Consider the following 9,682-nt stretch of genomic DNA (forward strand, 5'->3'; position numbering starts at 1 on the left):
AGCTTGCCGGATTCCGGGTCGCGATAGAGATGCGCGTAGAGCGGGCCGATCAGGCCGTAATCGCCGATCGAGGGGCGGGAGCCGAGCAGATAGTCGTGCGCGGCAAAATGCGCGTCGAGTTCGGCCAACAGCGCTTCATAGCTCGCTTCGACGCCGGGAACGGTTTCCGGCGTGATGCCGAGCGCCGGGACGAACCCCTTGAAACGGGCGCCGTTCTCGCGGCCCTTCGCGTTCTGCTCCTCCGGCGTTCCGTCCGGCAGGGCGACCTTGCCGAACTCGCCATAGACCCAGTCCTCGTTATAGTTCCAGCGATAGTGCATCGCCGGGATCACCAGCCACTCGTCGCCGTAAAGTTCGAACAGCAGCGCGACGAGCCGCTGCACGGGGCCGTCCGGATAGACGGACGGGCCTTCGGTCCGCTCCTCGAAATAATCGATGATGCAGGTCGTATCCTGGAGGATCGTTCCGTCGTCGGTCTCGACCACCGGCATGACCGGCCGCCCGACATTGGGGATGATCACGCCCTTCATGATATCCGGCGTCGGCAGTACCTCGCGATAATCGATATGCTTCCAGTCGAGATAGGCGCGGGCCTTCCCGGAATAGAGCGAGGGCGGCGCGCCGTAGAGGATATGGGTCACGGTCAGCCGCGTCCGCGATACGGCGCGACGCCCTGATCGGGCAGCCACAGGCCTTCGGGCGGCGGACCCGATTGCCAGAAGACGTCGATCGGAATGCCGCCGCGCGGATACCAGTAGCCGCCGATGCGCAGCCATCGCGGTGCTATCTCGTCGAACAGCCTCTTGCCGATGCCGACCGTGCAATCTTCGTGGAATGCCCGATGGTTACGGAAGCTTCCGAGAAACAGTTTTAAAGATTTGCTCTCAACGATCGTCTCGCCCGGCGCATAATCGATGACGAGATGCGCGAAGTCCGGCTGGCTCGTGACCGGGCACAGCGAGGTGAATTCCGGGGCGGCGAAGCGCACGAGATACAGTTCGCCCGGCCGGGGGTTCGGAACATAATCGAGCATCGCCTCTTCGGGCGAGGACGGGAGTGCGGACGTCTTGCCGAGATGCGTGGGTTTCATGGCCGCTCGTCTAGTCGATTTGCCGCTTCATGTCATTCCCGCCGCTCGGTTCATCGGCGATTAACCTGCATCCGGCTTGGGCTGGGTCGATATCGTGCATGGAACGGGATAGACCCGGCGCGTATTGATGCTCCGGAACAGGATAGGGACGCGACCGTTGCGACGGCTTTTGGGATATGGATTGGCATGCGCGATCGGGGCGGCCCTGCCGACCGCCGATGCGCCCGCGCAGCAGGCGGACGATACCGAGGCGGTCGCCCGGCAGGCGCCGGTATTCGACCTGCCGGCCGGCCGGCCGCGCGAGCGGCCGCAACCCGATGTCCAGGGTCCGCGGGCGCCGGGCGTCCCGCCACCCCGCCTCATCGGCGAGGACGACAATGCCGCTCCGTCGCAAACCCCGCCCGTCCAAGTCGCGCCGATCGTCACGCCGCCGCCCGATACGGCGCCGGCGACGACCGACGCGCGACCGGCAGCGGCCCGGACTTCGCCATCCGCGCCGCCCGTAACGGTCTCGCAGGATCCGGCCGTCCAGCCCGATGCCATTCCCGCCGGTCCGCCTCCGGTCGCATCCTCCGAACGCGCCTCGCCGCCGGTCGCTGCCACGGCGGAACGAACGACGCCGCCCGCGACGACGACCGGCGATCCGGTGCAATCGCCATGGTGGCTATGGCTGGCCGGTCTGCTCATACTGCTCGCTTTCGTGGCGGCGGTGCCCGTCATGCGCGCCCGTCTGTCGCGGCAATCGGAAGGGGCCTCCGAACCCGCTCCGCTGCTGCGCACATCGCCGGAACCTGAGGCGGAGCCGGACCCCGCCCCCGAACCCGTGGCGCCGCCGCCGGTATCCGCAGCGCCTGCCGTGCCGGCCGGCAGTGCCCCGCGTGCCGAGGGAGAGGCCCCCACGCGCATCGAAATCGATTTCCAGCCGCTGATGGCGCGCCTGTCGACGCTCGGCCTGACGCTCGGCTATCGGCTCCGGCTCCACAATATCAGCGACGAGCCGCTCCGCGATGTGTCGGTCCGGCTCGGTATTCGCTGTGCCGATAATTCGGCGCTGAATGCGGCCGCCGATGCGCCGGCGCCCTGTCTGGTGGTGGACACGCTCGAAGCCGGCGCGACGCAGACGCATAGCGGCGAAATCCGCCTCGACCCGCAAACCTTCCGGCCGCTGCAATCGCAGGGCAAGCCGATGCTGGTCCCGATCGTCGACATGATGCCGCGTTATCGCGACGCCGACGGCGTCGTGCACGAGATGCACGCCACGATGCTGGTCGGACGCGAATTGAAGCCGCCGCGGCCCAAGATGCAGCCCTTCTGGCTCGAGCGCGGCTTCGGCCAGTTCGGCGCGCTGGGTTGCCGGATGCTGAGCGTCAAGACCGCCTGACCGTTCGGACGGGTTGACGCTCGGAGTGCGCCGGGCGAACCGGGCCAGATGTCGGAACGCGGCCCCATCCTGATCCCGATCCTGGGCGACCAGTTGTGCCGGAGCCTGTCCTCGCTCGACGGCGTCGAGCCGGACGACGCCGTGCTGCTGCTGATGGAGCTGGACGAGGAGACCGGCTATGTCCGCCACCACAAGGCCAAGATCGCCTTCATCCTCGCCGCGATGCGCCATCACGCCGGGGATATGCGTTCGCGCGGCTGGACGGTCGACTATGTGAAACTCGACGATCCAGACAATAGCGGCAGCTTTTCCGGGGAGGTGGCGCGCGCCGTCGAGCGCCATGCGCCGTCGCGGATCCGCGTCACCGAAGCGGGCGAATGGCGGGTCCGGGCGATGCTCGAAGACTGGGAGGAGAAGTTCGGGATCCCGGTCGAAATCTGTCCCGACGCCCGCTTTCTCTGCGATCACCGGGAATTCGGGAACTGGGCCGAAGGCCGCAAGCAGCTGCGCATGGAATATTTCTACCGCGAGATGCGCCGGAAAACCGGGCTGCTCATGGATGGCGACGATCCCGAAGGCGGCAAGTGGAATTACGACCGGGACAATCGCAAGCCGGCCGATCCCGATCTCTTCCTGCCCAAGCCGATCGCCTTCCGCCCCGACGAGACGACCCGGGCCGTGCTCGACCTGGTCGCCGAGCGCTTCGCCGATCATCCGGGCAGCCTCGACCATTTCCGGTTCGCGGTGACGCATGAGGAGGCGCTGCGCGCGCGCCGCCATTTCCTCGACGAATGCCTGGCCCGTTTCGGCGACTATCAGGACGCGATGCTGACCGGTGAGCCCTTTCTCTACCACTCGCTCCTGTCGCCGTATCTGAACGTCGGCCTGCTCGATCCGCTCGACCTGTGCCGCGAGGCGGAAAAGAAATACCGGGACGGCGAGGCGCCGCTCAACGCGGTCGAGGGCTTCATCCGCCAGATCATCGGCTGGCGCGAATATGTGCGCGGCATCTATTGGCGCGAGGGGCCGGACTATGCCGAGCGCAACTTCCTCGGCGCCGCGCGCGACCTGCCCGATTTCTACTATTCGGGCGAGACCGACATGCACTGCCTTTCCGAGGCGATCGGCCAGACGCTCGACCATGCCTATGCCCATCATATCCAGCGGCTGATGATCACCGGCACGTTCGGGCTCCTCGCCGGCATCGATCCGCACCAGCTCCATATCTGGTATCTCGAAGTCTATGCCGACGCCTATGAATGGATCGAACTGCCCAACACGCTCGGCATGAGCCAGTTCGCCGATGGCGGGCTGCTGGCCTCGAAGCCCTATGCGGCGTCGGGCAATTACATCAACAAGATGTCCGACTATTGCGGCCATTGCCGCTACGACGTGAAGGCGAGGACGGGCGAGGACGCCTGTCCGTTCAACGCGCTGTACTGGGACTTTCTCGCCCGGAACGAGGACAAGCTCCGCGGCAATCGCCGCCTCGCCATGCCGTACCGGACATGGGAGAAAAAGGCGAAGGGCGAGAAAATCGCGTTGAGAAACAGCGCGCGGGCTTTTCTGGAATCCCTCGACTAGCCCGGCCCCCAAAGCTAAGGATTGGGGGACTCGAAAACCCAGGCAGGAAATACGCACATATGGACATGCTCGTCTCGACCGAATGGCTCGCCGGAGAATCGGGGGCAAGCGATCTGCACATCATCGACGCGACGCAGTTCCTCCCCGATGCCGGCCGCGATGCGAAGGCCGAATATGGCTTCGAGCATATCCCAGGCGCCGTGTTCCTGGACCTGGAAGAGGTGCGCGACACGTCCAATCCCATTCCCGGCATGCTGCCGTCCGCCGAGAAATTCGCGAGCCGGATGCAGTCGCTCGGGATCGGCGACGGCAGCCGCATCGTGATCTACGACAATTCGCCGCTCCACAGCGCGGCGCGCGCCTGGTGGATGACGAAAGACGTCTTCGGCGCGCACAATGTCGCGGTGCTCGATGGCGGGCTCGCCAAATGGAAGGCCGAGGGCAATCCGGTCGAGCAGGGCAAGCAGCAGGTCCGCCACCGGCATTTCACGCCCTTCCATGACGACAGTTCGGTGCGCGATCTGGCGGCGATGAAGGCGCTGGTCGGATCGGACGACACCGAGATCGTCGATGCGCGGCCGGAAGATCGCTTCCGGGGCGAAGAGCCCGAGCCTCGGCCCGGCGTCGAACCGGGCCATATTCCCGGCTCCAAGAATGTCCCGCACGCCACCCTGTTCAACGAGGACGGGACATGGAAGCGCGGCGACGAACTGAAGGCGGCGTTCGAGGCGGCGGGCGTCGATCTCGAAAAGCCGATGGTGACGACCTGCGGCGGCGGCACGACGGCCGCGGTGCTGCTGTTCGGCGCCAAGCTGCTCGGCAAGACCGATGTCGCGCTGTATGACGGCAGCTGGGCCGAATGGGGCAGCCAACCCGATACCGAAAAAGCGACGGGAGCCGCGTGAGCGGCGGCAAATCGGATACCGAGCTGCCGACGCGCCTGGTTACCGGCGGCCGGCGCAGGGAATGGACGGGCGCCGTCGTCAATCCGCCGGTCTGGCGGGCGAGCACCCATCTTTATGACAGCGTCGCCGATCTGCGCGCCGGCAAGGCGAACAACGAAGACGGCCGCTTCTTCTACGGCCGGCGCGGATCGCCCACCCAATGGGCGCTGGCCGAAGCGCTGACCGGGATGGAGCCCGGCGCGCACGGGACGATGCTGTTTCCCTCGGGCGTGGCGGCGATCGCCTGCGCGCTGCTCGCCGTGCTCCGGCCCGGAGACGAGCTGCTGATGGCCGACAGCAGCTATGATCCCACGCGCAGCTATGCCGAGGCCTTTCTCGGAAAATGGGGCGTCGAGACGCGCTATTACGATCCGCTGGTCGGCGCCGGCATCGCCGAGCTGATCTGCGACCGGACCCGCGCGATCCTGATGGAAAGCCCGGGCAGCCTGACCTTCGAGGTTCAGGACGTGCCGGCAATCTGCGCCGTGGCGAAGGAACGCGGGATCGCGACGCTGCTCGACAATACCTGGGCGGCCTCCTACTTCTTCCGCGCCATCGAGCATGGCGTCGATATCGCGATCCTGGCGGGCACCAAATATATCGTCGGGCATAGCGACGTGATGCTCGGTTCGGTGACCACCCATGAGAAATACTGGACGCGCGTTCGGCGGACCGCGCAGCAGCTCGGCCAGATCGTGTCGCCCGACGACGCCTATCTGGCATTGCGCGGTCTGCGCACGCTCGACGTCCGGATGCGCCAGCACCAGGATGGCGGGCTCGCGGTCGCGCGATGGCTGGCCGATCAGCCGCAGGTCGCGCGCGTGCTGCACCCGGCATTGCCGGATTGCCCGGGCCACGAATGCTGGCGGCGCGATTTTTCCGGCGCCGCGGGATTGTTCTCCTTCGTGCTGAACGGAGGCGATGACGCGGCGGTCGGCGCGCTGATCGACGATCTCGCCCTGTTCGGCATCGGCTACAGCTGGGGCGGCTATGAGAGCCTCGCTTTGCCCGTCGACCCGACGCCCGACCGGACGGCCACCCGCTGGGAAGCCGAGGGACCGCTGGTGCGCCTCAATATCGGTCTCGAGGCTCCCGACGACCTGATCGCCGATCTTGCGAAGGGGCTGGAAAGATACGAGAAGGCCGCATGCAGGAAATAATCGCACTGCTGACGAGAGCGGGCATTCCGCTGCCTGCCGACCTCAACTGGCTCGCCGCCATCATCGGCTTCTCCATTGTCGGCGTCGGCATGGCGCTGGGCTGGGTGATCAGCCGGCTGGCCGGCCGGCATCTGCGCGGATTCTGGGAACGGGTCGCCGGCGAGCGGGCCGAAGGCCTGGCCGACCGCATGATCCGGATCATCTATCACGGATCGGTGTCGATCGTTCTCGCGATCGCCTTCTTCGCGATGGACTGGTGGACCTTCACGGATCTCATCATCGGGGCAGGCTGGGGCCTGTGCGCCGGCTATCTGGTCTGGCACATCGTCCGTGCGACCAATTTTGCGCGCTGGATCGCTTTGGCGGCCGGAGTTTTCACCTTCGCCGTGATCCTCAGCAACGCGGTCGGGGGGCTGGAGCGCGTCTCCTTCGTTCTCGACCGGATCGGCGTGACGGTCGGCGACAACCGGATTTCGCTTCTCACGGTGCTGGTCATTGCGATCACCGCGCTGGCCCTGTTTGCGGTCGTGCGCATCATCCGCCGGATCGTGAGCCATTCGATCCAGCGGTCGAGCGGTCTCGATCCAGCGCAAAAGCTGCTCGCCGACAAGCTCGCGCTGATCGCGATCGTCGTCGCCGCCTTCTTCATCGGCATCGACATTCTCGGCATCGACCTGACCGCACTCGCCTTCTTCTCCGGCGCGCTGGGTCTCGCGGTCGGCTTCGGCATGCAGAAGACCTTCGGCAACCTGATCGCCGGCATCATCCTGCTCATGGACCGCTCGATCAAGCCGGGCGACGTAATCGCGGTCGGGGAGAGCTTCGGCTGGGTCAACAAGATCGGCGTGCGCGCGGTTTCGATCATCACGCGCGACGGCAAGGAACATCTGATCCCGAACGAGAATTTGATGACCGAAGAGGTGGAGAACTGGTCCTATTCCAGCCTCGAAGTGCGCGTCCATATCGAGGTCGGCGTGTCCTACAATTGCGACATCCGGCTCGCCCAGGAAATCATGGTCGAGGCGGCGCTCGACTGTAAGCGCGTGCTCAAAAGTCCCAAACCCAATATCTGGCTCACGGAGTTCGGGGACTCCTCGGTCAATTTCGATGTCCTGGTCTGGATCAAGGACCCCGAAAGCGGCGTGGGGAATGTCCGTTCGGACATCCTCAACCGCATCTGGTGGAAGTTCAAGGAACACGATATCGAGATCCCGTTCCCGCAGCGCGACCTCCATATCCGCGACTGGCCCGATGGCAAGCCGAAGGCGCTGGGCGGAGACGGCGTCGCAAAGCCGGAGCCTGCGAAAACCGAAAAAGGCTAGAGTCCGGCGAAACGGCCCAGCTGGACGATGCGCCGGCGCAGATAGCGCGCCAGTTCCTCGGCTGCGGCGGAGCTATCCCCGCCCTTGCCGATCAGGGCTTGCGCGCCCGCCGTCGCGGCGACCGTCGCCTCGTCGGCCACCCTGTCGAATCCTTTTCTGGCGATGCCCGGGATGGTGTCGAAGGCCTGGCAAAGCGCGATTTCGTCCGGAACTTCGAGCGAGCCGGATCGGTCCGCGGCCATTTGTTCGACGACGCCCAATACGGCGTAGAGCTGCGGAATCCGGTCGAGACCCGCCGATCCGCCGGCTTGCGTTGCAATCTCTCTGTGCGCGGTCATCGCTGATATCTCTCCATCGCCATCGGCAGTATCGCACCAAGCCGCTAATATTTGGCTAAGCGCATTGCGCTGCACCAATCATGTTGCAGCGCAGCAACATTCTCTATCCTTTTTACGACAATCTTTGAAATATCGTTGTGTGCAGGTGCGAAAATATGCATCATCCCAATCAATCGCTTCATCGGTCCGCCCTCTACGAGGGTTAGAGATTGAGGGGTGCGCAGGGACGAATAGAACCGTATTCGAACGAAAAGGAACTATTATGCGCACCTCGATTTTCGGCCTTGCCCTCCTCGCAACCACCGCGTTGGCCGTGCCCGCCCAGGCCGAAGAACTCGGCGGCGGCTTCAGCGTCTCGGGCAATGCCGCGCTCGTCACCGACTATCGGTTCCGCGGCGTGTCCTTCTCGGACGAGGACATCGCCATCCAGGGCGGCATCGATCTCGAGCATGACAGCGGCTTCTATGTCGGCACCTGGGCATCCTCGATCGAGGACAGCCCGGTCTTCGGCCATACCGAACTCGATATCTATGCCGGCTGGTCGGGCGAGATCACCTCGGGGCTGACGCTCGACGTCGGCGTTCTCGCCTATATCTATCCGAACGGCAATGTCGGCGACGCGGACTATGTCGAGCCCTATGCCTCACTGTCCTATTCGATCGGGCCTGCGGAAATCACGACGGGTATCGCCTATGCGCCGAGCCAGAATGCGATCGGCAATGACGACAATACCTATGTCTATGGCGACATCTCTGTGGGCATTCCGCAAACGCCGATCACCGTCAGCGGCCATCTCGGCTACACCAATGGCAGTTTGTCGATCGACAATGACGACGACTATGTCGACTGGTCGCTCGGCGCCGAAGCGGCGTTCGGCATGCTGTCCGTGGGCGTCGCCTATGTGAGCACGGCGGTGAACGGCCCGCTGACCGACGGCACGGTCGTCGGTACCCTCGGCGTCAGCTTCTAGACGCCGCCACCAGCTTCCGGGTTGCCGGATGGGCCGGCGCGGCGATGATCTGCCGCGCCGGCCCTTCTTCGACGATTCTGCCCGAATCCATCACGGCGATCCGGTGGCAGAGCCGTTTGGCGACGGCGAGGTCGTGGGTGATGAACAGCAGGGCGAGTTCGCGCTCGCGCTGGAGCTTTTCGAGCAGGTCGAGCACCCGGCCGGCGACCAGCACATCGAGCGCGGATGTCGCTTCGTCGAGCAGCAATATTTCGGGCTCGGCGACCAGAGCGCGCGCGATGGCGACGCGCTGGGCCTGCCCGCCGGAGAGTTCGCGCGGGAAACGGTCGGCGAAAGCGGCGGGCAGATCGACCTCCTGCAGCGCTCGTTCGACGAGGTCGGTCCGGCCCGGCGCGGCCAGCTCGGGCCGCAGGTGGCGCAGCGGCTCGGCGACAATGTCCGACACCCGCCATTGCGGATCGAGGCTCGCGCCCGGGTCCTGGAAGACGGGCTGGATCAGCCGGCGATGGGCCCGGGTCATGCGCTTGCGGGTCGGCAGGGCCTCGCCGCGCCACGAAACCGTGCCGCTCTCCATCGGTCCGAGCCGGGCGATGGCGCGGGCGAGCGTCGACTTGCCCGATCCCGACCCGCCGACCAGCGCCAAGGCCTCCCCTTCATGGACGGTGAGCGAAGCGTCCGCCACGGCCTGTACGCGGCCCTTTCGCCAGCCCGGGCGGGGAAAGGAGACGGCGACATTCCCGGCCACGAGCAGGGGCGCGCCGGTTTCCGGCAATGATGGAGGCGGATCGGAGAGCCGCGGCGTCGCGGCCAGCAGCGCGCGGCCATAGGCGCTGGTCGGTGCGGCGAGATGCCGGGCGGCCGATCCGCTTTCCTCCACCCGGCCGTCGCGCAGC

Annotated in this window: 10 protein-coding genes; 6 read left to right on the forward strand and 4 right to left on the reverse strand. The window is 65.7% G+C overall.

Annotation, left to right across the window (positions count from 1 at the left end; all coding sequences use genetic code 11):
• Positions 1-641: glutathione S-transferase family protein (locus ACTS1X_RS08680; RefSeq protein WP_442613991.1), on the reverse strand; the 641-nt coding region annotated here is incomplete at its 3' end.
• 2 nt (positions 642-643) lie between these two features.
• Complete coding sequence (gene queF / locus ACTS1X_RS08685) at positions 644-1,090, reverse strand: preQ(1) synthase (RefSeq protein ID WP_442613992.1); 447 nt, start codon at positions 1,088-1,090, stop codon at positions 644-646.
• 181 nt (positions 1,091-1,271) lie between these two features.
• Between queF and ACTS1X_RS08690 the strand changes: the two genes are divergently transcribed.
• Genes ACTS1X_RS08690 through ACTS1X_RS08710 form a run of 5 tightly spaced genes read left to right on the forward strand, consistent with a single transcriptional unit; the run spans position 1,272 to position 7,481 of the window.
• Positions 1,272-2,471: a hypothetical protein gene (locus tag ACTS1X_RS08690; RefSeq protein WP_442613993.1), complete on the forward strand. Its 1,200-nt coding sequence runs from the start codon at positions 1,272-1,274 to the stop codon at positions 2,469-2,471.
• Positions 2,472-2,519: 48 nt separating this feature from the next.
• Entirely contained in the window at positions 2,520-4,055 is a 1,536-nt protein-coding gene (locus ACTS1X_RS08695) for a cryptochrome/photolyase family protein (protein ID WP_442613994.1), read from the forward strand.
• A 59-nt stretch (positions 4,056-4,114) separates the two neighbouring features.
• Positions 4,115-4,960 (forward strand): 3-mercaptopyruvate sulfurtransferase, encoded by an 846-nt coding sequence (sseA, locus tag ACTS1X_RS08700; RefSeq protein WP_442613995.1) that lies wholly within the window; start codon positions 4,115-4,117, stop codon positions 4,958-4,960.
• Positions 4,915-6,159, forward strand: a complete 1,245-nt coding sequence (gene metC / locus ACTS1X_RS08705; protein ID WP_442613996.1) for a cystathionine beta-lyase — start codon at positions 4,915-4,917, stop codon at positions 6,157-6,159. The genes sseA and metC overlap by 46 nt, the downstream gene beginning before the upstream one ends.
• Positions 6,147-7,481: a mechanosensitive ion channel family protein gene (locus tag ACTS1X_RS08710; RefSeq protein ID WP_442613997.1), complete on the forward strand. Its 1,335-nt coding sequence runs from the start codon at positions 6,147-6,149 to the stop codon at positions 7,479-7,481. Before metC ends, ACTS1X_RS08710 begins: the two co-directional genes overlap by 13 nt.
• On the opposite strand, the gene ACTS1X_RS08715 is transcribed toward ACTS1X_RS08710, so the two are convergent.
• A complete protein-coding gene (locus ACTS1X_RS08715; protein WP_442613998.1) occupies positions 7,478-7,819 on the reverse strand; it encodes a hypothetical protein in 342 nt (113 codons plus the stop codon). The genes ACTS1X_RS08710 and ACTS1X_RS08715 overlap by 4 nt on opposite strands.
• Before the next feature lie 262 nt (positions 7,820-8,081).
• Here ACTS1X_RS08715 and ACTS1X_RS08720 point away from each other — a divergent pair, with 262 nt between their 5' ends.
• Positions 8,082-8,789 (forward strand): TorF family putative porin, encoded by a 708-nt coding sequence (locus ACTS1X_RS08720; protein ID WP_442613999.1) that lies wholly within the window; start codon positions 8,082-8,084, stop codon positions 8,787-8,789.
• Here the strand turns inward: ACTS1X_RS08720 and ACTS1X_RS08725 are convergent.
• The coding region (locus tag ACTS1X_RS08725; RefSeq protein WP_442614000.1) for an ATP-binding cassette domain-containing protein at positions 8,779-9,682 on the reverse strand (904 nt) is incomplete at its 5' end. The two genes, ACTS1X_RS08720 and ACTS1X_RS08725, sit on opposite strands and share 11 nt — an antisense overlap.

It is taken from the genome of Parasphingopyxis sp. (genome assembly GCF_052168275.1).
Taxonomy (GTDB): Bacteria; Pseudomonadota; Alphaproteobacteria; order Sphingomonadales; family Sphingomonadaceae; genus Parasphingopyxis.